The sequence below is a fragment of the Pseudomonas lalucatii genome (assembly GCF_018398425.1).
Lineage (GTDB): Bacteria > Pseudomonadota > Gammaproteobacteria > Pseudomonadales > Pseudomonadaceae > Aquipseudomonas > Aquipseudomonas lalucatii.
Map to the genome: position 1 here is coordinate 1,044,745 of NZ_JADPMV010000002.1, position 24,683 is coordinate 1,069,427.

18 protein-coding genes and 1 pseudogene are annotated in these 24,683 nt (G+C 70.0%); 5 read left to right on the plus strand and 14 right to left on the minus strand.

Annotated elements, in window-relative coordinates:
* Positions 1 to 975, plus strand: a complete 975-nt coding sequence (locus I0D00_RS18325) for an ABC transporter ATP-binding protein (protein WP_213641245.1) — start codon at positions 1 to 3, stop codon at positions 973 to 975.
* Positions 975 to 1,964: a peptide ABC transporter ATP-binding protein gene (locus I0D00_RS18330; protein WP_213641246.1), complete on the plus strand. Its 990-nt coding sequence runs from the start codon at positions 975 to 977 to the stop codon at positions 1,962 to 1,964. Before I0D00_RS18325 ends, I0D00_RS18330 begins: the two co-directional genes overlap by 1 nt.
* Before the next feature lie 39 nt (positions 1,965 to 2,003).
* Here the strand turns inward: I0D00_RS18330 and I0D00_RS18335 are convergent, their stop codons facing one another.
* The 7 genes from I0D00_RS18335 to I0D00_RS18365 all read right to left on the minus strand — a co-directional run bounded on the left by I0D00_RS18335 (position 2,004) and on the right by I0D00_RS18365 (position 11,270).
* Entirely contained in the window at positions 2,004 to 2,924 is a 921-nt protein-coding gene (locus tag I0D00_RS18335; RefSeq protein ID WP_213641247.1) for a 5-oxoprolinase subunit C family protein, read from the minus strand.
* Positions 2,921 to 3,598 carry a 5-oxoprolinase subunit PxpB gene (gene pxpB / locus I0D00_RS18340; protein WP_213641248.1) on the minus strand — a complete coding sequence of 226 codons (678 nt, stop codon included), beginning with the start codon at positions 3,596 to 3,598 and terminating at the stop codon, positions 2,921 to 2,923. Before pxpB ends, I0D00_RS18335 begins: the two co-directional genes overlap by 4 nt.
* Positions 3,595 to 4,341: a 5-oxoprolinase subunit PxpA gene (locus I0D00_RS18345; RefSeq protein ID WP_213641249.1), complete on the minus strand. Its 747-nt coding sequence runs from the start codon at positions 4,339 to 4,341 to the stop codon at positions 3,595 to 3,597. The genes pxpB and I0D00_RS18345 overlap by 4 nt, the downstream gene beginning before the upstream one ends.
* An 81-nt stretch (positions 4,342 to 4,422) precedes the next feature.
* Positions 4,423 to 6,795 carry a PepSY domain-containing protein gene (locus I0D00_RS18350; protein ID WP_213641250.1) on the minus strand — a complete coding sequence of 791 codons (2,373 nt, stop codon included), beginning with the start codon at positions 6,793 to 6,795 and terminating at the stop codon, positions 4,423 to 4,425.
* A 150-nt stretch (positions 6,796 to 6,945) separates the two neighbouring features.
* Positions 6,946 to 7,629 carry a Fe2+-dependent dioxygenase gene (locus tag I0D00_RS18355; RefSeq protein WP_213641251.1) on the minus strand — a complete coding sequence of 228 codons (684 nt, stop codon included), beginning with the start codon at positions 7,627 to 7,629 and terminating at the stop codon, positions 6,946 to 6,948.
* Positions 7,630 to 7,694: 65 nt separating this feature from the next.
* Positions 7,695 to 9,926 (minus strand): TonB-dependent receptor, encoded by a 2,232-nt coding sequence (locus I0D00_RS18360; protein WP_213641252.1) that lies wholly within the window; start codon positions 9,924 to 9,926, stop codon positions 7,695 to 7,697.
* Between the two features lie 180 nt (positions 9,927 to 10,106).
* Positions 10,107 to 11,270, minus strand: coding sequence for a type III PLP-dependent enzyme (locus tag I0D00_RS18365; RefSeq protein ID WP_213641253.1), 1,164 nt, complete (start codon positions 11,268 to 11,270; stop codon positions 10,107 to 10,109).
* A 433-nt stretch (positions 11,271 to 11,703) separates the two neighbouring features.
* Here I0D00_RS18365 and I0D00_RS18370 point away from each other — a divergent pair, with 433 nt between their 5' ends.
* On the plus strand, positions 11,704 to 13,287 hold the full coding sequence (locus I0D00_RS18370; RefSeq protein ID WP_213641254.1) for a peptide chain release factor 3: 1,584 nt from the start codon (positions 11,704 to 11,706) through the stop codon (positions 13,285 to 13,287).
* Positions 13,288 to 13,349: 62 nt separating this feature from the next.
* On the opposite strand, the gene I0D00_RS18375 is transcribed toward I0D00_RS18370, so the two are convergent.
* From I0D00_RS18375 to ptsP, 3 genes are read right to left on the minus strand one after another with little or no spacing between them, the layout of a single operon-like run.
* On the minus strand, positions 13,350 to 15,089 hold the full coding sequence (locus I0D00_RS18375) for a fructose-specific PTS transporter subunit EIIC (protein WP_213641255.1): 1,740 nt from the start codon (positions 15,087 to 15,089) through the stop codon (positions 13,350 to 13,352).
* A 20-nt stretch (positions 15,090 to 15,109) separates the two neighbouring features.
* Positions 15,110 to 16,045, minus strand: coding sequence for a 1-phosphofructokinase (pfkB, locus tag I0D00_RS18380; protein ID WP_213641256.1), 936 nt, complete (start codon positions 16,043 to 16,045; stop codon positions 15,110 to 15,112).
* Entirely contained in the window at positions 16,045 to 18,915 is a 2,871-nt protein-coding gene (ptsP, locus tag I0D00_RS18385; protein ID WP_213641257.1) for a phosphoenolpyruvate--protein phosphotransferase, read from the minus strand. Before ptsP ends, pfkB begins: the two co-directional genes overlap by 1 nt.
* Positions 18,916 to 19,081: 166 nt before the next feature.
* On the opposite strand from ptsP, the gene cra reads away from it, so the two are divergent.
* Positions 19,082 to 20,086, plus strand: coding sequence for a catabolite repressor/activator (gene cra / locus I0D00_RS18390; RefSeq protein WP_213641258.1), 1,005 nt, complete (start codon positions 19,082 to 19,084; stop codon positions 20,084 to 20,086).
* A 45-nt stretch (positions 20,087 to 20,131) separates the two neighbouring features.
* The gene (locus I0D00_RS18395; protein ID WP_213641826.1) at positions 20,132 to 20,914 is read left to right on the plus strand and encodes a TatD family hydrolase; all 783 of its coding nucleotides are present in this window, start codon (positions 20,132 to 20,134) and stop codon (positions 20,912 to 20,914) included.
* 48 nt (positions 20,915 to 20,962) lie between these two features.
* Here I0D00_RS18395 and I0D00_RS21905 read toward each other — a convergent pair whose 3' ends face one another.
* The 4 genes and pseudogenes from I0D00_RS21905 to ampD form a co-directional block, all read right to left on the minus strand.
* Complete coding sequence (locus tag I0D00_RS21905) at positions 20,963 to 21,676, minus strand: methyl-accepting chemotaxis protein (protein ID WP_420850835.1); 714 nt, start codon at positions 21,674 to 21,676, stop codon at positions 20,963 to 20,965.
* A gap of 144 nt (positions 21,677 to 21,820) precedes the next feature.
* Positions 21,821 to 22,960 (minus strand): annotated as a pseudogene (locus I0D00_RS21910) (HAMP domain-containing protein); the annotation flags it as partial.
* 259 nt (positions 22,961 to 23,219) lie between these two features.
* Complete coding sequence (ampE, locus tag I0D00_RS18405) at positions 23,220 to 24,056, minus strand: regulatory signaling modulator protein AmpE (protein WP_213641260.1); 837 nt, start codon at positions 24,054 to 24,056, stop codon at positions 23,220 to 23,222.
* Positions 24,053 to 24,616 carry a 1,6-anhydro-N-acetylmuramyl-L-alanine amidase AmpD gene (gene ampD, locus I0D00_RS18410; protein ID WP_213641261.1) on the minus strand — a complete coding sequence of 188 codons (564 nt, stop codon included), beginning with the start codon at positions 24,614 to 24,616 and terminating at the stop codon, positions 24,053 to 24,055. Before ampD ends, ampE begins: the two co-directional genes overlap by 4 nt.
* Positions 24,617 to 24,683: the final 67 nt, after the last annotated feature.

Genomic DNA, 24,683 nt, shown 5'->3' on the forward strand with positions numbered 1-24,683 from the left:
ATGAGCCTTTTGCAGATCAACAATCTCAGCGTGCGCTTCGGCGACGCCAACGCCGTGCCGGTGGTCGACGGTCTGGATATCAGCGTCGAGCGCGGCGAGGTGCTGGCCATAGTCGGCGAGTCCGGCTCGGGCAAATCGGTGACCATGATGGCGCTGATGGGCCTGATCGAGGCCCCGGGCATCGTCCAGGCCGACAGCCTGCAGTTCGACGGCACCGACATGCTGCGCCTGAAGGGCAAGCAGCGCCGGCACATCGTCGGCAAGGACCTGTCGATGGTCTTCCAGGACCCGATGACCGCGCTCAACCCCAGCTTCACCGTGGGCTTCCAGATCGAGGAAGTGCTGCGCCAGCACCTTGGCCTCAGGGGCAGGGCGGCCCGCCAACGGGCCCTGGAACTGCTGGAGAAGGTCGAGATCCCCGCCGCCGCCAGCCGTCTGGACGCCTACCCGCACCAGCTCTCCGGCGGCATGAGCCAGCGCGTGGCGATCGCCATGGCGATCGCCGCCGAACCCAAGCTGCTGATCGCCGACGAGCCGACCACGGCACTGGACGTGACCATCCAGGCACAGATCATGGAGCTGCTGCTCAACCTGCAGCGCGAGCAGGACATGGCCCTGGTGTTGATCACCCACGACCTGGCGGTGGTCGCCGAGACCGCCCAGCGGGTCTGCGTGATGTACGCCGGCCAGGCGGTGGAAGTAGGCACCGTACCGCAGTTGTTCGACGCCCCCACTCACCCCTATACCGAGGCGCTGCTCCAGGCGATTCCCGAGCACAGCCTGGGCGCCCGGCGCCTGGCCACCCTGCCCGGCATCGTCCCGGGCCGCTACGACCGACCCCGGGGCTGCCTGCTGGCTCCGCGCTGCCCCTATGCCCAGGCACGCTGCCGCGAGCAGCGCCCGGCCCTGGAGGCCCACGGACGGGGCGCTGTGCGCTGCTTCTTCCCCCTCAACCTGACTGACGAGGTGGCCTGATGAACGCCCCTGCCCCCACGGAAAGCATCCTCAGCGCCCGCGACCTGACCCGCCACTATGGCGTGTCGCGCGGCCTGTTCCAGCCGGCCGCCAGCGTCCAGGCGCTCAACGGCGTGTCCTTCGACCTGGCGGCCGGCAAGACCCTGGCGGTGGTCGGCGAATCCGGCTGCGGCAAGTCGACCCTGGCCCGCGCCCTGACCCTGATCGAGGAGCCCAGCTCCGGCAGCCTGCGGATCGCCGGCCAGGAAGTCGCCGGCGCCAGCAAGGCCCAGCGCCAGCAGCTGCGCCGCGACGTGCAGATGGTGTTCCAGAATCCCTACGCCTCGCTCAACCCGCGACAGAAGGTCGGCGACCAGCTGGGCGAACCGCTGCTGATCAATACCCAGCTGTCGCGCGGCGAACGGCGCGAGAAGGTCCAGGCGATGATGCAGCAGGTCGGCCTGCGCCCCGAGCACTACCAGCGCTACCCGCACATGTTCTCCGGCGGCCAGCGCCAGCGCATCGCCCTGGCCCGGGCGATGATGCTGCAGCCCAGGGTGCTGGTGGCCGACGAGCCGACCTCGGCCCTGGACGTGTCGATTCAGGCCCAGGTGCTCAACCTGTTCATGGACCTGCAGGAGGAGTTCGGCACCGCTTACGTGTTCATCTCCCACAACCTCTCGGTGGTGCGCCACGTGGCCGACGAGGTGCTGGTGATGTACCTCGGCCGCCCGGTGGAGATGGGCCCCAGCGAGGCCATCTACACCCGCCCGCTGCACCCCTACACCCAGGCCCTGCTCTCGGCCACCCCGACCATCCACCCCGACCCGCTCAAGCCGAAGATCAAGATCGCCGGCGAGCTGCCCAACCCCCTCGACCCGCCGCCGGGCTGCGCCTTCCACCAGCGCTGCCCCTATGCCGACGCGCGTTGCCGCCAGGAGTTGCCGCCGCTGCGCCTGCTCGAGGCGCGCCAGGTGGCCTGCCATCACGCGGAACGGATCAACGCCTAGGGCCCCGGCGCCGCGCCGACGAGGCGCGGCGCCCGCCGCTCAATGGCCGAAGAACCGGTAGAACACCCGCAGCTCGGCCTGGGCGTCGGCGAGGCTGACCGGGGTGAACCGCAGCAGGTGACGAGGTGCGCACTGGGCCAGGCGATCCAGGTCGAGCGGGTGCAGCCAGCCGAGCACCGGATAGCCGCCCATGGTCTGGTGGTCGGCCTGCAGGATGATCGGCAGGCCGTCGGCCGGCACCTGGATCGCCCCCCGGGCCACCCCTTGCGACCACTGCCCCCGGGGCGGCTGCAGGGCCTCGCCGAGCAGGCGCGCGCCCATGCGGTCGGACTGCGGGCTGAGCTGCCAGGTGCGGGCGAAGAAGGCCTGCAGCTGCCGTTCGTCGAAGCGGCCGGCATCGCCGCCGGTGATCACCCGCAGCAGGGGCGTGGCCCGGTAGTCCGGCCGGTAGCGCCAGGGGACGCCGAGGCCTCGGGGCAAGCCGGCCGCCCGGCACGCCAGCAGGTCGCCGGCACGCAGCGGTTCGCCGCCGCCGTGCACGCCGCCCAGCCCTTCGCGCACCTGGGTGCTGACACTGCCGAGCACCGCCGTGGCGCGAAAGCCGCCGGCCACCGCCAGGTAGGCGCGCAGGCCGCTGCGCGCGTAGCCCAGCTCGAGGCGCTGGCCCACGCCGATGGCGAAGCGCGACCAGGGCGGCAGCGGCCGGCCATCGAGGCTGGCGGCGACATCCGCGCCGGTCAGCGCCAGCCAGGTCTCCACCTCGCTCTCCAACTCGACGTGACCCAGGGTGATTTCCAGCAACGGCGTGCCCCAGGGGTTGTCCAGCAGGCGATTGGCCCAGGCGGCGGCCTGGCGATCCAGGGGACCTGCCGGCGACACGCCCAGGTGCTGCCAGCCGTGGCGGCCGCCGTCCTGCAGCAGGCTCAACGGCCCCGGCCTGAGCACCCGCAGGCCGCTCACAGCGGTCCGCCCGCGGCGCGAAAGGTCTGTTCGTCGATCGCCACGAAGCGCACCCTGTCCCCCAGGGCCAGGGGACAGGGCGGCTGACGCGCCGCATCGAACAGGCGCCAGGGACACAGGCCGAGCAGGTGCCAGCCGCCGGGCGAGGCCTGGGGATAGACCGCGGTCTGGCGTTCGGCGATGGCCAGGCTGCCGGCCGGCACCCGGGGGCGCGGGGTGGCCCGGCGCGGCAGCACCAGGCGCTCGTGCAGCTCGCCGAGGTAGGCGAAGCCCGGGGCGAAGCCGATGGCGCCGACCCGGTACTCGCCGGCGCTGTGCAGCTCGATCACCTGGGCGACGCTCAGCCGGCACGAGTGCGCCACCTCGGCCAGGTCCGCGCCGGCATACCAGATGGGGATCTCGTGCAGGCGCCCGGCGGCGCGGCCCGGGGCCTCGGCGAGCCACAGGTCGAGCAGCGGGGTCAGGCGCGCGGTCAGCTGCTCGTGATCGGTGCGGCTCAGGTCGTAGTGCAGCAGCAGGCTGGTCCAGCCCGGCACCAGATCGCGGAGCAGCGGGCCCAGCTCGGCGCGGATGCGCGTGGCCAGCAGGGCCAGGCGCTGCGCCAGGCGCTCATCGGGCTCCTCGGCCAGCACCAGCAACAGGGCCTCGGCGCCGGCCGGCTCGAGACGGATCACGCCGCGTCCAGCAACGCCCGCAGGCGCCGCAGCACCGCCAGCGACTCGGCATTGTCGCCGTGCACGCAGAGGCTGTCGGCACAGAGCTGCAGCGGCTTGCCGTCGATATCGGCGAAGGGATCGCCGCGGGCGATGGCCAGGCCCTGGTCGAGGATGCGCTGCGGCTCCTTGTGCACCGCCTCGCTCAGGCGCCGCGGCGCCAGCTGGCCGTCGGCCAGGTAGGCGCGGTCGGCGAAGGCCTCGAACATCAGCGGCACGTCGGCGGCATCGGCGAACTCCAGTTCGCGGCGGTTGTCGGCCAGGGCCAGCACCATCAGCGGCAGGCCCTTGCGGTACAGGGCGCAGGCGTCCAGCACGGCGGCGAGCAGGGCATCGTCGCGCACCAGGTCGTTGTACAGCGCGCCATGGGGCTTGACGTAGGCCAGCTGGGTGCCGGCGGCACGGCAGAAGGCCTCCAGCGCGCCGAGCTGGTAGAGCACCAGCGCGGTGACCTCCTCGGGCGAGCAGGCCAGGTGGCGACGGCCGAAACCGGCCAGGTCCGGGTAGGACGGATGGGCGCCGATGCGCACCCCGTGCCGCACCGCCAGCTCCACGGTGCGCTGCATGCACAGCGGATCGGCGGCATGGAAACCGCAGGCCAGGTTGGCCTGGTCGACCAGGGGCATGGCCAGGGCATCGTCGCCCATGGTCCAGGCGCCGAAGCTCTCGCCCATGTCGCAGTTCAGCAGTATTCGTCTGTTCATGGACACAAGCTTAGAGCCGCGCTGCCGCCGGGAAAAGTCCGCCGCCCGCTTTGGGCAGTGGCGGCGGCCCCCGCTCGCACCTCAGTAGACGTCGCGGCGATAGCGCCCGGCCTCGCGCAACTGCTCCAGGCCGGCGTCGCCGAGGGCTTCTCGCAGCACCCGCTCGACGCCGGCGGCCATGCCCTCCAGGCTGCCACAGACATAGATCGCCGCGCCGCGCTCGACCCAGGCGCGCAGCTCGTCCGCCGCCTCGCCCAGGCGATCCTGCACATAGACCTTCTGCGCCTGGTCGCGGGAGAAGGCCAGGTCCAGGCGGGCCAGTTCGCCAGCGGCCCGCCAGGCCTGCAGCTCCTCGCGGCAGTAGAAGTCGTGGGCCGCCTGGCGCTCGCCGAACAGCAGCCAGTTGCGCCTGTGGCCCATGGCGATGCGCGCCTTGAGCAGCGCCCGCAACCCGGCCAGGCCGGTGCCGTTGCCGATGAGGATCAGCGGCCGGTCATCGGCCGGCGCATGGAAGGCGCCGTTGCTGCGCAGCCGGGCCCGCAGCGTCTGCCCGGGCTGCGCCTCGGCGGTCAGCCAGCCCGAACCCAGGCCGAGGGCGCCATCGCCGTGGCGCTCCTGGCGCACGATCAGCTCCAGCACGCCGTCGGCCGGCAGCGAGGCGATCGAGTAGTCCCGCGGCAGCTGCGCGCACTGGTTGCGCGGCAGCACCTCGAGGATGTCGCCGGCCCGCCAGTCGGCGTCGGCCGGCGGCTGCAGGCGCAGCAGGAAGGTCGGTGCCCCGGTACCGGCCGGGTTCAGGCAGTGGCGCGCGAGCAGGCGCCATTCGACGAAGGGCTTTTCCAGCGGCGGTCCCAGGGTCACCCCGGTCAGCTCGCCGAGCCGGCGCTGCCAGAGGGCCAGCGTGGCGTGGTCGCCGTTATCCACCTCCACCGGCGCGAACAGGCGGCGAGCCCCCTGCTGGTCCAGCCAGTCGTGCAGGCGGCGGGCGAAGCCGCAGAACTGCCGGTACTGGCGGTCGCCCAGGGCCAGCACCGCGTAGCTCAGCTCGCCCAGCGCCAGCTCGCGGCCGAGCAGCCGGCGCTCGAAGCCCCGGGCGCTGTCCGGCGCCTCGCCGTCGCCGAAGGTGCTGACCACGAACAGGGCGCGACTGGCCTGGCGCAGGGCCTGCTCGCTCAGCTCGGCCAGCGCGCGCACCTGCACCGGCATGCCGGCGGCCTGCAACTGCCCGGCCGTGTGCCAGGCCAGCTGTTCGGCCAGGCCGCGCTGGCTGGCGAAGCCGATCAGCCAGCCCTGGGCGTCGCCGGCCGCGCCGACGGCTCCCCGGGCGAGGCGGATCGCGCGCTTCTTGCGCCGCCGGTCCAGGTACAGCAGCCAGCCGGTGATGGCGAACAACGGCATGGCCGCGCTGGCCAGCAGCATCAGGATGCGCCCGGCCAGGCCGAAGTACTCGCCGGTATGCAGGGCGTAGACGCTGGTTAGCAGCTGCGCGCCGAGGCTCTTGTCGGCGTAGCGTTCGTGCCGGGACACCGCGCCGCTCGCCGGGTCCAGGGTGATCTGGTTCAGCGCCCGCGGGTGCGGCGCGTCCTCGAGGAGGTAGAACACCGTCGCCGGCTGCCCCGCGGCCGCCGGCAGGCGCAGGTTCCAGGCGGCCAGCCCGGGGCCGGCGGCGTCCTGCAGGCTGCGCCACAACGCACCATGGTCGACGCTCGGCGGCGGCCCGGCAGGCGCCTCGCCGCGCCCGCCACGGCGCTCCCCCGGCTTGCCGCGCTGCTCGCCCGCCGGGGCATCGCCCAGCAGACGGGTCATGCCCTCGCGGTACCAGTCGTAGGACCAGTACAGGCCGGTCAGGCCGGCCAGCAGATAGAGCAGCAGGCACCAGGTGCCGGCCACCGCGTGCAGGTCCCAGTTGAACGCACGGCCCCGCTTCGCCCAGTCGGGGGTCAGCCAGGCGCGCCAGCTCGCGGCCCGGCGCGGCCAGCGCAGGTACAGGCCGGACAGGCAGAAGAACAGCAGCGCCAGGGTGCTGGCGGCGGTGATCTGCTTGCCCGTCTCGCCCATGGCCAGGAAGCGGTGCAGCTGCAGCATCAGGCCGAAGAAGGCCTGGCCATCGGGCTGGCCCAGCAGCTCGCCGCTGTAGGGGTCGAAGAAACGCATCGGCCCGCGCCGCTCGCCCGCCGGCGGGGTGAAGAACACCCGCGCCGCGTTGCCGTCGCGACCATCGACCCACAGGCCGGAGACCGTCTTGCCCTCGGCCGCCTCGATCCTCGCCACCAGTTCGGCCGGGGCCAGCATCCCCGCCTCGCGCACCTCGACCCGCAGCACCTGGGGATTGAGGGCGCGCATGATCTCGCCTTCGAAGCTATAGAGCGCGCCGGTCAGGCCCATCAGGGCCAGCACCAGGCCGGCACTGATGCCGAACAGCCAATGCAGCTGGAACAGGGTTTTCTTCAACACGGGAGGCACCTACTCGGATGTCGACCGCCACGGCCGTCAATGCGATGCGATTGTATTTGAGAACATATTTCATTAAACCCGGACGGCCGGGCTTTAGCCTTTATTTACACCGCCGACCGGCCGCCACGCCCAGGACCACGGGGCCTGCCGCTACAGCTCCGCCCAGCGCCGCAACAGGTTGTGGTACACCCCGGTCAGCTGCACGCTGCTGGCATGGCCGGCGCCCAGCTCGCGGTTGAGTTGCTGGATGCTCGAGTCCAGGTCGAACAGCAGGCTGCGCTGGCCATCGTCGCGGACCATGCTCTGCAGCCAGAAGAAGGAACAGACCCGCGCCCCGCGGGTCACCGGCTTGACCCGGTGCAGGCTGGTGGACGGGTAGAGGATCAGGTCGCCGGCCGGCAGCTTGACGCTGTGGGCGCCGTAGGTGTCCTCGACCAGCAGCTCGCCGCCGTCGTACTCCTCGGGACCGGTGAAGAACAGCGTGGCCGACAGGTCGGTGCGGATGCGCTGGCCCGTGCCGCGCACCTCGCGCACCGCGTTGTCCACATGCAGGCCGAACGACTGGCCGCCCTGGTAGCAGTTGAACAGCGGCGGGAACACCTTGCTCGGCAAGGCGGCCGAGACGAACAGCGGGTTGCGCTCGAGCGCGGCGAGGATCAGCGCGCCCATGGCCTGGGCCTCGGGACAGTCCTCGGGCAGCTGCAGGTTGTCCTTGGCCATGGCCGACTGGAAGCCGGCGGTGGCCTTGCCGTCGATCCACTGCGCCTGCTGCAGCAATCGGCGGCACTCGGCGACCTGCTCGGGCGTCAGGACCTGGGGGATATGCACCATCATCGGGAAATACTCCTCAAACGGCAAAGCCCCGTCTGTTGACGGGGCTCTGCCTGCAGGGCTAGGGGCTAGAAGGAGAAGTTGGCCGCCAGGATCGCGGTGCGCCCCTCGCCCGGCACCAGGGCCGAGGAGCGGGCATCGGTGCCGATGCTGCCGCGAATCCGGTCGTAGTACTCCTCGTCGAACAGGTTGCGCACGTTCAGCTGCAGCTCCAGCGCATCGCTGACCTGGTAGCCCAGCATGGCGCTGTGCACCCAGTATTCGGCGACCTTGGCGGTGTCGACGTTGGTCACGTTGCGCTTGCCGACGTACTGCGCGCCGTAGCCCAGCTCCCAGGCCGGCGCCAGCTGGTAGGTGCTCCACAGGCTGAACGAATGCGGCGGCGTGTTGGCCAAGGCCTGGCCCTCCTGGGCAACGTCGGCGGCGGCCGCCTTGATGATCTCGCTGTCGAGGTAGGTGTAGTTGGCGAATACGTCCCAGCGCGCACTCAGCTTGCCGGAGACGCCCAGCTCGAGGCCATCGACCCGCTGCTTGCCGTCGAGGATGATCGGGTCGCCCAGCGGGTCGCTGTTGGCGACCCGCCCGTTGGTCTTGGTCACCCGGAAGATGGCGGCATTCAGGGCCAGACGCTGGTCGAGCAGCTCCCATTTGGTGCCCAGCTCCCAGGTCTCGTTTTCCTCGGGATCGAGGTCCTGATTGTTGGCGGCCAGGCCGGCACCGCGGGAGGCCAGGTCTTCGGCCGAGGGATTGAACGAGTTGCCCCAGGCCAGGTAGATGCGGCCATTGTCGGCCGGCTTGTAGACCAGGCCGAGACGGCTGCTGACCACCTCGTCGGAGGACTCCAGGTCGTCGCTCCAGCTGTACTGGTTGCCGTAGCCCGGCACCGCGGCGATGCTGGCGTTCTTCGCCTCGCCCTCGACATGGTCGTAACGCAGGCCGGCGCTGAGGTCCCACTGCTCGTTGAGGGCGATGGTGTCGAACAGGTAGACGGCCTCGCCGTCGAGTTGCGCCTCGACCCGCGCGGTGTCCTGCTTGTTGGTCGGCCCGGTGTAGTAGCCCGGCGGGTTGAAGATATCGAAATTGCGCCCGCTGAAGTCCAGGCCATGGGTGAAGGTGGTGCGCGCGTAGTCCTCGCGGGAGACTTCCAGGCCGCTCACCAGGGTGTGGGCCAGGGGGCCGGTGTTGAAGCGCCAGGTCAGGTTGCTCTGGTTGATCGCCAGGCTGGTGTCGTAGTCGCGGCCATGGCCCTGGGGGCCCGCCGGCACGTAGCGGCCGACCGGCTGGCCGGAGACGTTGATGTGCGAGGCCGACACCACGGTGAGGCGCTGGGTCTCCATGTAGCGGGCCAGGTTGCTGAAGCTCAGCCGGTCGTTGAAATCGTGCTCGAACTCGACCGTGAAGGCATCGACGTCGGTCTCTTCGGTGTCGATGTTGTGGAAGCCGTAGTAGTTGTCGCGATCCACGCCGGCCAGCACCTCGCCGTTGCGCGCCGGCAGGCCGTAGTCCGGCAGGTTCTTGTCGGACTGGCGGAAGTAGCTCAGGGTCAGGCGGGTCGGGCCGTCCATGCCGAAGCTCAGGGAAGGGGCGACACCCCAGCGCTCGAGGTCGATATGCTCGCGCCCGGCCACCTCGTTCTGGTGGCCCATCAGGTTGAGGCGCAACGCCGCGCCCTCGAGCTCGTCGAGCGGCTGGTTGAGGTCCGCGGTCAGGCGCTGGTAGTTGTCGGTGCCCAGGCCGACGCTGGCGCGGTTGAAGGCACGCGCCTCGGGCGTCTTGCTGACCAGGTTGACCACCCCGCCGGTGGCGCCGGCGCCGCCGTAGGTCGAGCTGGGGCCCTTGATCACTTCCACCGCTTCCAGGTTGAAGCTGTCGTTGCGGGTGGTCTGGGCGCTGTCGCGCAGGCCGTCGATCTGGATGCTGTTGTTGGCGCCGAAGCCGCGGATGTTGATGCTGTCGCCCAGGCCACCGCCGCCCTCGCCGGCGGCGAAGGTGATGCCGGAGACGTTGGACAGCACCTGGCGCAGGCTCAGGGCGTTCTGTTCCTCGATCACCGCCCGCGGCACCACGGTGATGGTCTGCGGGGTGTCGAGCAGCGGCGCGCTGTACTTCGGCGAGGAGGCCTTGTCGACCTTGTAACCGTCCTCCTGCTGGCCGTTGACCGTCACGCTGCCGAGCTCGACCGCCTCGCCGCTCTGCGCGGCCATGCCGGCACCGGCCCAGGAGGCCATGGCCAGACCGATGGCCGAAGCCAGTAGACGACGCTGCGGCAGACTGCCCTTACCCTTGCCACACTTGCGCATGCGAATCACTCCCAAATAGAAAGAGACGCGATTCTATTCGATAAGCATTATCAATCAAGATTTATTTCGCGAAGTGCGGAACTTTTCCTCAGCCGCCGCCGGCCGCAGCCCGAGCCAGGCCCCACAAACGCAAAGACCCGCCTGAGGGCGGGTCCTGGTGCGGCTGCAGGGCGGGGCGGCCTAGAGGTAGAAGGCCTTCAGCGGCGGGAAGCCGTTGAACTCCACCGCGCTGTAGCTGGTGGTGTAGGCGCCGGTGGACAGCCAGTAGAGGCGATCGCCGATGGCCAGGTTCAGCGGCAGGCCGTACTTGTAGTGCTCGTACATGATGTCGGCGCTGTCGCAGGTGGGACCGGCGATCACCACCTCTTCCATCTCGCCCTTCTTCTCGGTCCAGATCGGGAACTTGATCGCCTCGTCCATGGTTTCGATCAGGCCGCTGAACTTGCCCACGTCGGTGTACACCCAGCGCTCCACGGCGGTACGCGACTTGCGCGACACCAGCACCACTTCGCTGACCAGGATGCCGGAGTTGGAGATCAGCGAACGGCCCGGCTCGAGGATGATTTCCGGCAGGTCGTCGCCGAAGTCGTCCTTGAGGAAGCGGATGATCTCCTCGGCGTAGGTTTCCAGGCTGTTGGTGCGGGTGATGTAGTTGGCCGGGAAGCCGCCGCCCATGTTGATCATCTTCAGCTCGATGCCGTCTTCTTCCTTGAGCCGCTCGAAGATCACCTTGACCTTGGCGATGGCCGCGTCCCACACGTCGATGTCGCGCTGCTGCGAGCCGACGTGGAAGGAAATGCCGTAGGGCACCAGGCCCAGCTGCTTGGCCAGGATCAGCAGGTCCAGGGCCATGTCGGTCTGGCAGCCGAACTTGCGCGACAGCGGCCAGTCGGCCGAGGTCGAGCCCTCGGTGAGGATGCGCACGTAGATCTTCGAGCCCGGCGCCGCCTTGGCGATGTTGCGCAGGTCCGCTTCGGAGTCGGTGGCGAACATGCGCACGCCCTTCTCGTAGAAGTAGCGCACGTCGCGGGCTTTCTTGATGGTGTTGCCGTAGCTGATGCGCTCGGGACCGACGCCGCAGCCCATGACCTTGTCCAGCTCGTAGATCGAGGCGATGTCGAAGTTCGAGCCCTTGTCCTTGAGCAGCTCGATGATCTCCACCGCCGGGTTGGCCTTGACCGCGTAGTAGATCTTGGCGAACTCGAAACCGGCGCGCAGGTCGTCGTAGGCCTGGCTGATGATCTGCGTGTCGATCACCACGAAGGGGGTTTCTTGCTTGTCGGCGAAGGCCTTCATCTTCTGGAAGGTTTCGCGCGGGTAGTAGTCTTCAACCTCAATCGGCATGCGGGGGCTCCAAATGGCAAAACAAGCAAAGGTGGTAAGGGGTGCCTCACTAAGTAATAGCAAAGCGCGAACGCCTGATCAGTTTCCCCACTTTGGTTCGCCTACTTCCCAAGGCATGTCGCCGAGTATCGCGCACGATCTCTCGTCGTCAGTACTTGAGCCGGATGGATCGTTGCCAGCATGGACGTTCGGCCGCGAACTGTAGGACCAGGGGGAGCTGAGATCAATAAAAAATGCCGGGATTTCGACCCTTTTTGTCGCCCCGCGGCCAGCCGTGGGGGATTCGCAACGAAGCGTCCTGAAATGCTGCACAACGCCGGCGCTGGCTCCGGTTTGTCGGCTGCCCCACAGGGCGCCGCGCGACCCGGCGTTTCCCGGTATAATCGCGGCCTTTTTTGACAGACCGACATTCAGTCGACGGGTTCCCCCACGCATGAGCATCCAGGCCGCCGAAGTCGCCAAGAGGCGCACATTCGCCATCATCTCCCACCCCGACGCCGGTAAGACCACCATCACCGAGAAGCTGCTGCTGATGGGCAAGGCGATCGCCGTGGCCGGCACGGTCAAGTCGCGCAAGTCCGACCGCCACGCCACCTCGGACTGGATGGAGATGGAGAAGCAGCGCGGCATCTCCATCACCACCTCGGTGATGCAGTTCCCCTACCGCGAGCACATGATCAACCTGCTCGACACCCCCGGCCACGAGGACTTCTCGGAAGACACCTACCGCACCCTGACCGCGGTGGACAGCGCGCTGATGGTGCTCGACGGCGGTAAGGGCGTGGAGCCACGGACCATCGCCCTGATGGACGTGTGCCGCCTGCGCGACACGCCGATCGTCAGTTTCGTCAACAAACTCGACCGCGACATCCGCGACCCGATCGAGCTGCTCGACGAGATCGAGGCGGTGCTGAAGATCAAGGCCGCCCCCATCACCTGGCCGATCGGCTGCTACCGCGACTTCAAGGGCGTGTACCACCTGGCCGGCGACTACATCATCGTCTACACCCCGGGCCACGGCCACGAGCGCACCGAGACCAAGATCATCCGGCACCTGGACTCCGCCGAGGCCCGCGCCCACCTGGGCGACGAGTACGAGCGCTTCATCGAGCAGCTGGAACTGGTGCAGGGCGCCTGCCACGAATTCGACCAGGAGGAGTTCCTCGGCGGCCAGCTGACCCCGGTGTTCTTCGGCACCGCCCTGGGCAACTTCGGCGTCGACCACGTGCTCGATGCGGTGGTCGACTGGGCGCCCATGCCCCTGGCGCGCGCCGCCCATGAGCGGGTGGTGGAACCGGTGGAGGAGAAGTTCAGCGGCTTCGTGTTCAAGATCCAGGCGAACATGGACCCGAAACATAGGGACAGGATTGCCTTTATGCGCATCTGCTCGGGCAAGTACGAGAAGGGCATGAAGCTGCGCCACGCGCGCCTGGGCAAGGACGTGCGCATCGCCGACGCCCTGACCTTCTTCTCCAGCGAGCGCGAGCAGCTGGAGGAAGCCTACGCCGGCGACATCATCGGCCTGCACAACCACGGCACCATCCAGATCGGCGACACCTTCACCGAGGGCGAGAGCATCGGTTTCACCGGCATTCCGCACTTCGCCCCGGAACTGTTCCGCCGCGTGCGCCTGAAGGACCCGCTGAAGTCCAAGCAGCTGCGCCAGGGCCTGCAGGAGCTGGCCGAGGAAGGCGCCACCCAGGTGTTCTTCCCCGAGCGCAGCAACGACATCATCCTCGGCGCGGTCGGCGTGCTGCAGTTCGACGTGGTCGCCAGCCGCCTCAAGGAGGAATACAAGGTCGAGTGTGCCTACGAGCCGATCACCGTGTGGTCGGCGCGCTGGATCGAGTGCAGCGACAAGAAGAAGCTCGAGGAGTTCAGCAACAAGGCCGCGGAAAACCTGGCCATCGACGGCGGCGGCCACCTCACCTACCTGGCGCCGACCCGGGTCAACCTCAGCCTGATGGAAGAACGCTGGCCGGACGTCAAGTTCCGCGCCACCCGCGAACACCACTGAGCCCTGCCGCTCGGCGCCTCGACAGAGGCGCCGAGCGCTGTCCCTGCGGGCGTCGCCCGTTCCTAGCCCTTCTCCTCGGCCACCACCAGCCCCACCGCCTCGCCCCGCTTGAGCAGGGCATAGCTCACCCCGGTCAGCAGGCTGCCGGCGCCTATCGCCAGCAGGTACGGCGCCGCCAGGTTGATGGCGTTGGGGATCAGCAGCACGAACAGCCCGCCGTGGGGCGCCATCAGCTTGCAGCCGAAGTACATCGACAGTGCGCCGGTCAGGGCACCGCCGGCAATGCACGCCGGTATCACCCGCAGCGGGTCCTTGGCGGCGAAGGGAATCGCCCCCTCGGAGATGAAGCACAGCCCCAGCACGCCGGCGGCCTTGCCGGCCTCGCGCTCGCTCTCGGCGAACTTGCGCCGCGCCAGCAGCGAGGCGATGGCCATGCCGATCGGCGGCACCATGCCGGCGGCCATGGTCGCGGCCATGGGCGCGTAGCTCTGCGAGGCGAGCAGGCCGACCGAGAAGGCGTAGGCGGCCTTGTTGATCGGCCCACCGAGGTCGACGCACATCATGCCGCCGAGCAGCAGGCCGAGGAGAATGGCGTTGGTGCTGCCCATGCCGTCGAGGAACGCGGTCAGGCCGGCGAGCATGCCGGCCACCGGCTGGCCGACCAGGTAGATCATCACCAGGCCGGTGAACAGGCTGGCCAGCAGCGGGATGAGCAGGATCGGCTTGAGCGCCTCGACGCTGGCCGGCAGCTGCAGCCAGCGGTTCAGCGCGCGGGCGGCGTAGCCGGCGAGAAAGCCGGCGATGATCCCGCCGATGAAACCGGCGCCCAGGGAGTTGGCCAGCAGCCCGCCGATCATCCCCGGCGCCAGGCCCGGGCGGTCGGCGATGGAGTAGGCGATATAGCCGGCCAGCACCGGCACCATCAGCTTGAACGCGGCATCGCCGCCGATCTGCATCAATACCGCCGCCAGGCTGCCCTCCTCCTTGAACGCCTCGATGCCGAAGACGAACGACAGGGCGATCAGCAGGCCGCCGGCCACCACCATCGGCAACATGTAGGACACCCCGGTCAGCAGGTGCCTGTAGGGCCCGCCCTGCCCCGCCGGCTGGCTCGCCTGGGCGCCGTCCTGCCTGGTCGCCTCGGCCAGCGGCGCCGCCTCGGCCAGGGCGCGCTGCAGCGTCTGCTGGGGCTGCTTGAGCGCCACCCCGGTGCCGCAGCGCAGCACCCGCTTGCCGGCGAAGCGCGCCGTGTCCACCTCGATATCGGCGGCCAGTAGCACCGCATCGGCGGCGGCGATGGCGGCCTCATCCAGCACGTTGCGCGCCCCCACCGAGCCGCGGGTCTCCACCTGCAGCTCGTAGCCGAGCTGTACGGCCGCCTGCTGCAGGGCCTCGGCGGCCATGAAGGTATGCGCCACGCCGGTCGGACAGGCGGTCACCGCCACCAGCCGCGGCCGGCTAGCGGCCGCGACGACGGCCGGCGTCCCCTGCTGCAAGACCTCGGCATGCTCGGCGGCATCGCGCAGGAACTGTTGCGGATCGACCAGGGCGGCGGCCGGGGTCGACTGCAGCAGGCGCTTGCCGACGAAACGCTGCAGCGCCAGCTCGCCGGTCTTGACCACCACCACCAGCTCGGCGGCGGCGATGTCCGCCTCGCTGAGCGACGAGCCGATGGCCCTGGGGTCATGCACCTCGACGCGAGTGGTCCAGCCCAGGCGCTGGGCCGCGGCCTCCAGCAGCCGCGAGCAGAGCACGCTGGTGACCATGCCATTGGGGCAGGCCGTGACGATCAGCAGATTCATGTAGAGAGCCTCTTATTGTTTTAAGCCAGGGCCGTCACCGCCACACCTGCCTCCAGGCGGGCGAGCTGTTCCCGGTCGTGAATACCGATGCCGAGCTGGGTCACCGCCTGGGCGGCGATCGCCGTGGCCAGGCGCAAGGTGCGCTCGGCCGGCCAGCCGCTGAGCAGGCCGTGCAGGGTGGCGGCCAGCAGCGAGTCGCCGGCGCCCACCGTGCTGGCCACCCGGACCGAGGGCGGCGTGGCCTGCAGGGCGAAGCCCGGACCGAGCCAGCAGACCCCGGCGGCGCCGCGCGACAGCAGCAGGTGCTCGACGCCCTGGCGGTGCAGGCGCAGCGCCGCCGTCAGCAGCGCGGCCGAATCGAACGACGCCAGTCCGCAGGCCTCGGCCAGCTCCTCCTCGTTCGGCTTGACCAGCCAGGGCGCCAGCGCCAGCCCGGCGCGCAGACCGGCGCCGCTGCTGTCCAGCGCCAGCGGCAGGCCGAAGGCCTGCAGGCGCCGCAGCAGCGCGGCGAACCACTCGGGGCTGACGCCCTGGGGCAGGCTGCCGGCCACCACCAGGGCGTCGTGACCGGCGACTATCGGCTCCAGCGCGTCGAGCAGCGCCGCTCGATGCTCGGCCTCGACCTGCGGTCCCGGGCCGTTGAGGTCGGTGACCCGACCGTCGCGCTCGGCCAGCTTGATGTTGCTGCGCGTCTCCCCGGGCACGCGGACGAAGGCATCGACGAAGCCCCGGCGTTCGAACAGGCGCTCGAAGGCCTGGGGATTGGCGGCGCCGAGAAAGCCGCCGACCGTGACCCTGTGGCCGAGGTCGGCCAGCACCTGGGCGACGTTCAGGCCCTTGCCGGCGGCCCGACTGCTCAAGCCCTGGCAGCGGTTGACCGCCCCGGGCTGCAACGCCTCGAGGCTCAGGGTCAGGTCCAGGGCCGGATTCAGGGTCAGGCAGAGAATGCGCGCCATCAGAGCGTCTCCCCGACCAGGGCACGCACCGCCGCCGCGCTCTCCAGCATCAGCGCCTGTTGCGCCAGGGCCTGGCTGTGGCGGTAGTCCAGCTCGCGCACCCGCGCCTTGACCAGGGCGATGGCCCGCGGCGACACGCTCAGCTCATCCACCCCCAGGCCCACCAGCACGGGCACCGCGAGCCTGTCGCCGGCCAGCTCGCCGCACACGCCGACCCACTTGCCATGGGCATGGGCCGCCGCTACCGTCATGTCGATCAGCCGCAGCACCGCCGGATGCAGGCCGTCGGCCTGGGCCGACAGGCTCGGGTGATCGCGGTCGATGGCCAGGCAGTACTGGGTCAGGTCGTTGGTGCCGATGCTGAAGAAGTCCACCTCGCGCGCCAGCACCGGCGCCAACAGGGCCGCCGAGGGCACCTCGACCATGACCCCGAGCTGCAGGTCGTCCAGCGGGATTTCCTGGCGCAGGCGCAGGGTCAGGTCGCGGGCCGCACGCCACTCCTCGACGGTGCCGACCATCGGGAACATGATGCGCAGCGGCCGCCCCTCGGCCGCCGCGAGCAGGGCGCGCAGCTGAGTCTCGAGGATATCCGGGCGCTGCAGGCTGAGGCGGATGCCGCGCACGCCGAGGAAGGGATTGCGCTCCTCCGGCAGCGGCCAGTAGGGCAGCGGCTTGTCGCCGCCGACATCCAGGGTCCGCACCACCAGCGGGCGTCCGTCGAGGGCATCCAGCACGCGGCGGTACTCCGCTTCCTGGGTGGCCTGGTCCGGCGCCTGGGCCAGGTCCATGAACACCAGCTCGGTGCGCAGCAGGCCGACGCCCTCGGCCCCCAGTTCGACCGCCTCGGCGGTGGCGCCGCCGGCACCGATGTTCGCCGCCACCTCCACGCCATGGCCATCGCCGGTCACCGCCGGCCGCAGGCGCTCGGCATGGGCCCGCTCACGGCGCTGCAGCGCGACCTCGCGCTCGCGCCGGGCCTGCAGCAGGGTCGGCGCGTCCGGCGCAACGCGCACCAGGCCGTGGTCGCCATCGAGCAGCAGTTCGGTGCCCTGGGCCAGGGCCAGGACCGCCTCTCCGGCACCGACCACCGCGGGAATGCCCAGGGTCCGCGCGATGATCGCGCTGTGCGCGGTGGCGCCGCCACGGGCGGTGAGCACGCCGGCGACGCGCTGGCGATTGAGGCTGGCAACATCCGAAGGCGCCACCTCGTCCATCACCAGGATGTAGGGCGCGTCAGGCTCCCGGGGCGCCTCGACGCCGCACAGCCGGCCCAGCACCCGCCGCCCTATGTCGCGCAAATCGGCGGCACGCTCGGCCAGCAGCTCGTCGTGCAAGCCCTCCAGCTGCTGCGCCGCGGCGCTCACCGCACCGTACCAGGCAGCTTCGGCGCTGGCCCCCTCGGCCAGGCGGGCATCGACATCCTCATGCAGCGCCGGGTCGCGCAGCAGCGCCTGGTGGGTGACGAATATCTCGCGGATATTGTCCGCCTCGGTCGTCTCGATCAGCTCCTGGATATCCACGCCGACCTGCTCCAGCGCCAGCCCGAGGCGCTGGCGTTCGGCTGCCGCCCCCTGCCCGTGCTCGGGATAGTCGAAGCTCGGCGCGACACGCACCAGGGCCGGGCCTATGGCGATGCCGGGGGCCGCGGCGACCGCCTGAATGCGCATGCCGGGCGTCGGCACCGGCACCGCGGGCGCTTGTTCGAGCGCTGCACCCGCCAGCGGCGCCAGGCCGGCCGCCGGCAGCGGCTCCACGGTCTCGCCCAAGCCAGCTCGCACCGCGGCCTTCAGGGCCGGCAGGGCATCGGCGGCGATCTCCGGCTCGGCGCTGAACTCCAGCTCCTGCCCGCGTCGTGCACCCAGGCCGAGCAGCTTGCTCAGGCTCTTCACCGAGACCCCGGGGCCCGCCTCACCGGCGAGGCGCACCCGCACCTCGCCGGCGAAGGCCTGGGCAACCTCGCTCAGTACCTTGGCCGGGCGGGCGTGCAGGCCGTGGGCGTTGGCCAGGCTAATGCGCAGCAGCGGCCAGTCCGCCGGCACCTCGCCGCCCAGGGCCTCGAGTACCCCGCGCGTGGAGCTGGCCTGGCTGAGGCTGGCGCCCTGCCCCGCGATCAGCAGGTCGCAGAGGCGCTCGAGCAACTGCTGCGGAGCCTCGCCGAGACTGGCCAGACAGAACAGCCCGGTCAGCGGCTGGTCATTCAGCGTCAGCGGCTGCGCCGGGGTGACGAAGGCCAGCCCGGGGCGCAACACGGCCTGCTCGCCGTGCAGCCACCAGAGGCCGTTGCCCAGCGGCAGCGGCTCGCTGCGCACCAGGCTGGCGATGAAACCCGACTCGACGCAGGCGGCGCGCTTGAGCAGCCGGGCGCCGCGCCACAGCAGCTCGTCGAAGTCCTCGGCGATCACATTCAAACCAATCAGCTGGCTGTCCAGCCGCAACGCCTGGGGCGCGCCCTGCAGCAGCGCCACTATCGCCTCCGGATGCTCGGCCTCGCGCAGCGCCTGACTGAGATCGCCCTCCCCCAGGGCGCGGGTGAGCAGCTGCAACAGGCGCAGGTGTTCGTCGGAGCGCGCGGCGATGGCGATGGCCAGGTAGACCCTCTGGCCATCGCCCCAGTCCACGCCCTCGGGGAACTGGATCAGGCGCACCCCGGTGCGGTAGACCTGGTCGCGGGTTTCCGGGGTGCCATGGGGGATGGCGATGCCCTGGCCCAGATAGGTCGAGCCCTGGGCCTCGCGGGCCTGCATGCCGGCCAGGTAGCCGGGAGCCACCAGGCCCTCACCGACCAGGCTGGCGGCCAACAGCTCGAGCGCCGCCTGCTTGTTCGGCGCGCGCCCCCCCATCTGGATCTGCCTGGCATTCAGTTCGAGCATGGACTCTCCTCCGGCCGCCGCAGCGGACATGCTGCCGGCGCCCGAAGCCTCGTACGAGGATAGCCAATCGGGGCGCCTGCTGAATCGTTTCATCAAGAGCTGGAACGTTACTCCATAATCGGCGATCCTTGAAGCCCGATCGTCAGCCGCCCAGCGCAGGCCCACCTTGAAACTTTCCGATATCGCCCGCCTGGCCGGAGTCTCGGTCACCACCGCCAGCTATGTGGTCAACGGCCAGGCCACGCAACGGCGGATCAGCCCGGCCACGGTGCAACGGGTCCTGGAGGTGGTCGAAGCCCACGGCTATCGTCCCGACCAGCAGGCCGCCGGCCTGCGCCGCGGGCAGAGCCGCTGCCTGGGCTTCATCCTGCCGGATCTGGAGAACCCCAGCTACGCACGCCTGGCCAAGCTGCTCGAGCAGCGCGCCCGGGGAGCCGGCTACCAGCTGCTGATCGCCAGCTCCGACGACGATCCGCACAGCGAGCGGCAGCTGCTCGAGCTGTTCCGCTCGCGGCGCTGCGACGCGCTGATCGTCGCCAGCTGCCTGCCCCAGGACGACCCGCTCTATCGCCAGCTGGTCGCCGGCGGCCTGCCGGTGATCGCCGTCGACCGCGCCCTCGACCCGGCCACCATCCGCTCGGTGGTCAGCGACGACCGCCAGGCCGGCAGCCTGCTCACCGCCAGCCTGCTGCACCCGGCGCCGCGGCATATCGCCCTGCTCGGCGCACGCGCCGAGCTGCCGATCAGCCAGGCCCGCGAGCAAGGCTTTCGCCTGGCGCTGGAGGGCTATGACGGCATCGTCAGCGTCAGCCACGGCGAGCAGTTCAGCCGCGCCTGCGGCTACCGGCTGATGTGCGCCCTGCTGGACGGCGCCGGCGAGCTGCCAGACGCGCTGATCACCACCGCCTACGTGCTGCTCGAGGGAGTGTTCGACGCCCTGCGCGAACGCCGCAACCCGGCCCGCATCGAGCCGCGCCTGGCCACCTTCGGCGATACCCAGCTGCTGGACTTCCTGCCGCAGCGGGTCAACGCCATCGCCCAGCAGCACGCGCAGATCGCCGAGCGGGTACTGGATTGGGCACTGCAGGCCATCGAACGGAGCCACTACCAGCCCGGCGTGGAGGCCATCCCCCGGGTCCTGCGCAACCGCCAGGGGCCCCAGCCGGGCTGAGCGACCGGCTGGCGCACGGTGGGTAAATCGCCGATGCTGTTGGCCATGCGCCTGATCGACACCCACACCCACCTGGACTTTCCCGACTTCGACGCCGACCGCGACGAGCTGCTGGCGCGCTGCCGCGCCCGCGGTGTGGAGCGCCTGGTGGTGCTCGGCGTCCAGCGGGACAACTGGCAGCGCCTGTGGCACCTGGTCCAGGGCGACGCCGGGCAGTATGCCGCCTTCGGCCTGCACCCGGTCTACCTCGACCAGCACCGGCCGGAACACCTGGACGCACTGCGGGACTGGCTGCAGCGCCTGGCCGGTCACCGGCAGCTCTGTGCGGTCGGCGAGTTCGGCCTGGACTACTTCCTCGAGCACCTCGACCGCCAGCGCCAGCAGGCGCTGTTCGAGGCCCAGCTGGCCCTGGCCGCCGAGTTCGAGCTGCCGGCGCTGCTGCATGTGCGCCGCGCCCATGCCCCGACCATCGCCACCCTGAAGCGTTTCAGGCTCAAGCGCGGCGGCATCATCCACGCCTTCGCCGGCAGCTACGAGGAGGCCCGCGAATACCTCAAGCTGGGCTTTCGCCTCGGCCTCGGCGGCGCGCCGACCTGGCCCCAGGCCAGGCGCCTGCGCAAGGTCATCGGCCAATTGCCACTGGACGCCGTGGTCCTGGAGACCGACGCGCCGGACATGGCCCCGGCCATGCACCCCAACCGGCGCAACAGCCCGGAGTACCTGCCGGACATCTGCACGGAACTGGCGCCGCTGCTCGGCGTGAGTCCCGAGGAACTGGCCGCGGCCAGCAGCCGCAACGCGGCGGACCTGTTCGGCTGGAGTCGCTGAAACGCACAGGCCCGCCGAACGGCGGGCCTGTGCGTCACGCCGCACGCCTCAGACGCGGAAGGCGCCGATCAGCTGCTTCAGGCGCGAGACCAGCGCGGACAGCTCGCGGCTGGCCTGCTCGGTCTGGCTGGCGCCCGCGGCGGTGCGCTCGCCGGCGTGGTTGATCTCGACGATGTTCTGGTCGATATCCTGGGCCACCGCGGTCTGCTGCTCGGCGGCCGCGGCGATCTGCTGGTTCTGGTCGACGATCATGCCCACCGCGCCGAGGATGTTCTCCAGCGCCAGCTGCACCTTGCCCGACTCGCTGACCGTGCCGTCGGCCATCTGGTGGCTGACGCTCATGGTCTTCACCGCCGCGCCGACGCCGCCCTGCAGCCGGCTGATCATCGTCTCGATCTCCTCGGTGGACTGCTGGGTGCGCTTGGCCAGGCTGCGCACCTCGTCGGCCACCACGGCGAAGCCGCGCCCCTGCTCGCCGGCCCGCGCCGCCTCGATGGCGGCATTGAGCGCCAGCAGGTTGGTCTGCTCGGCGATGCCCTTGATCACGTCCAGCACCTTGCTGATCGAGTCGCTGTCGCTGGCCAGCTGATTGATCACCACCACCGACTGGTCGATCTCGCCGGCCAGGCGCTGGATGCTGCCGACCTGGGACTCGACTAGGGCGCGCCCGCTGACCGTCTCCTGGTTGACGCTCTGCGCGCTGCCCACCGCCGCGGCGGCGCTGCGCGCCACCTCCTGGGCGGTGGCGGACATCTGGTTCATCGCCGTCGCCACCTGCTCGATCTGGCTGCGCTGGCCGGCCACCGCCTGGTTGCTCTCGCCGGACACCTCCTGCACCCGCTCGGCCTGACGCTCGACCTCGGTAACGGTGTGGCCGACGCGCTCGATCAGGTCGTGGATCTTGCCCACCGTCTGGTTGAACACCTGCCCCAGCTCGCCCAGCTCATCCTTGCTCTGCGCCGCGAAACTGACGGTCATGTCGCCCGCAGCGACCTTGTCCATGACCTCCCCCAGGCTCTTCAGCGTCGCGCGGGTGGAGACGTAGAAGCCGCTGTAGAGATAGACGATCAGCAGGAACACCAGCAGCAAGGCCGCGACCAGCAGCACCATCTGCCCGCGGTTTTCCTGCAGGCGCTCCTGCAGCTGGCGGTCGAGGAAGACCAGCACCGCATCGTTGAAGGCATAGGTCTTGCCCAGCGCCGCGCTGACCTGGTCGTAGAACTGCTGCCAGGGCATGTCCAGGCTGTCGGCCACCACCACCCGGTCCTCGAACAGCACGGCGCTGTCCTTCAGGCTGGCGCGACTGGCCTCGGCCAGGCCGGCCAGCGCCGCACGGGCATCCGGGCTGGCGCCCAGCGCCTCCTGCAGATTGATGCCGTACTCGGCGTGGAGCTTCTCCAGTTCGAGCAGCAGCTCATCGAACTGGGTGCTGGCCGCCGAGTTGAGGAAGCCCTGGCCCAGGGAATAGGCGCCGGTGGCCCGCCCTTCGCTGAGCGGCGCGGTCACCATGGGCGTCACCGCCGTGACCAGTTCGGTCATCTGCCGCACCTCGCGCTGGCGGTCCTGACTCAGCCCGGCCTGGCTGGCGACCAGCTTGATGAAGACCTGGGAGCTGCCCAGCAGCTTCCTGGCCATCACCGTCTTGCCCTGCAGCGAGGTCTCCTGCTGCATCGTCTGCAACCCGGCGATCATTTCGTCGCGCTTGGCCGTGAACTCCTCGACCTGCTCGGCATCCCGCACCACCGGCGCCAAGGCCTGCAAGGCCTCGGCCAGACGACCGTGCAGCTGGCCGAGGCGATGCTCGAGGTCCCCGGCCTGGCCGGACTGGCCGATCATCTCGTTGATCTTCACCAGGTCGGCAAAGCTCTCCAGGTCGCGGCGCAGCGCCAGGCTATCGCCGAGCAGGTCGAGGCTGGCCAGGGCCGCCTCGGTGCCGACGAACTGGCGATAGGAGTCGCGCACCAGGTAGAAGTTGGTGACCAGCATGGGCAGGAAGAACAAGACGCTGATCAGGCTGAACTTCATGCCGAAGCTGAGGCGGTTCATCAGCGCGATGGCCGGATACAACACGGTCTTCACAGGACGTCTCCCGTTCTAATTATTGTGGTGTTTGGCGACTCCCTGCACCGCCTTGCGGGCTATGGCAGTCGCGCCTCTTCGGCCCGATCCGCACCCGGCATGAGTCCTGGCACTGCACGCGGTCAGGCGTGACGTCCTATATACCCGTTATCGACGCATTTCTCTGTAACTTAAGGTTAAGCGCGCGGGGCCGCGTCGCCGCGGCCCCGCGCTCAGCCGGACGCGCCTACAGGAACAGCGTCCACAGGGCGAACACCGCGTACCAGAGCACCGCGGCGCGCACCAGCAGCTGCCACAGGCTGTCCAGGCTGGCGACGCCGGCGCTGCCCAGCTCGGGGGCGGGAGTCTCGCAGGCCGCACGCCCGACGTTGATCACCAGCTGCGCGGCGGCGATATCCCAACTCAGCAGCTCATGCAGCAGCGCCCGGTTGACCGCGACGAAATTGCCGACCAGGGCGAAGCTCGCCGCCAGCACCCGCGCCGGCAACCAGTCGAAGGCGTGCCGCAGGTGCACCGCCCGCTCGCGCAACGCGGGTTGCTCGGCGTGCTCGCCGAGCATTGCCAGCAAGCGGTAGGCCAGCGCGGCCAGCGGCCCGAGCAGGACATACCAGAAGATCACGGCGAAGAAGCTCTGGTAGGCCTGCCACAGCATGTGCCCCTGCACCTGCTGCAGCAGTGCGCCCTCGTTCTCGGCCTCCAGGGCCAGGTCGCGCTTGGCCACCAGGTACGCCGCCTCGCTGTCGCCGCGGCGCCAGCTGTCGCGGAACGGGCCGAGCGCCGCCAGCAGGTCGCCCCTCCCGAGGCTGTAGATCAGCACCACCAGATGCACCGGCAACGCCAGCCAGCCGTAGGCCACAGGCTCCAGCAGCGACAGCAGCAGGGTCAGGGCCAGCAGCGGCAGCACCACCAGCAGGGCGATGCCCAGCCACGGGCTCTCGATGAAGTCCGCCTGGCGCTCGGCCTTCGCCAGCAGCCGCAACCAGGGGCCATCCTGCTGGATGGCATTGCGCCAGGAGGAAAACTTCTCGACCCACAGCACCAGCAACAGCACCAGAAAACTCATAACGCCTCCTTCTTTTCCTTCAGCGCGGCGCGCAACCGCGGCCAGTCGAAAGCCGGACCGGGATCGGTCTTGCGGCCCGGGGCGATGTCGCTGTGCCCACAGATGCGCTCCGGGGTGAGCGCCGGATACCCCCTCTGCAATTCCTCGATCAACGCCTGCAAGGCCGCGTACTGCGCCTCGCTGTACGGCTCATCGTCGGTCCCCTCCAGTTCGATGCCGAGGGCAAAATCGTTGCAGTTCTCGCGCCCCCGGTAGCTGGACTGCCCGGCGTGCCAGGCGCGCTCGTTGCAGGAGACGAACTGGGTGACGGCGCCGTCGCGCTCGATGAGGAAATGCGCCGACACCTGCAGCGTGGCGATCGTCGCGAAGTAGGGGTGCTCGTCCGCCGCCAGGCGGTTCTGGAAGAACGCCTGCACCTTGCCGGTGCCGAACTGGCCCGGCGGCAGGCTGATATTGTGGATCACCAGCAGGGACACCTCTCCCTGCGGGCGCGCGTTGAAGTTGGGCGAGGGACAGTGGCGAATGCCGCTGCACCAGCCACTGCGAGGATCCAGCTGCATAACGGCTCCTTGAATGAGCCCCCACTCTAGAGCAGCCGGGCAGCGCGGCCAAGCCTCGTCGAGCGGC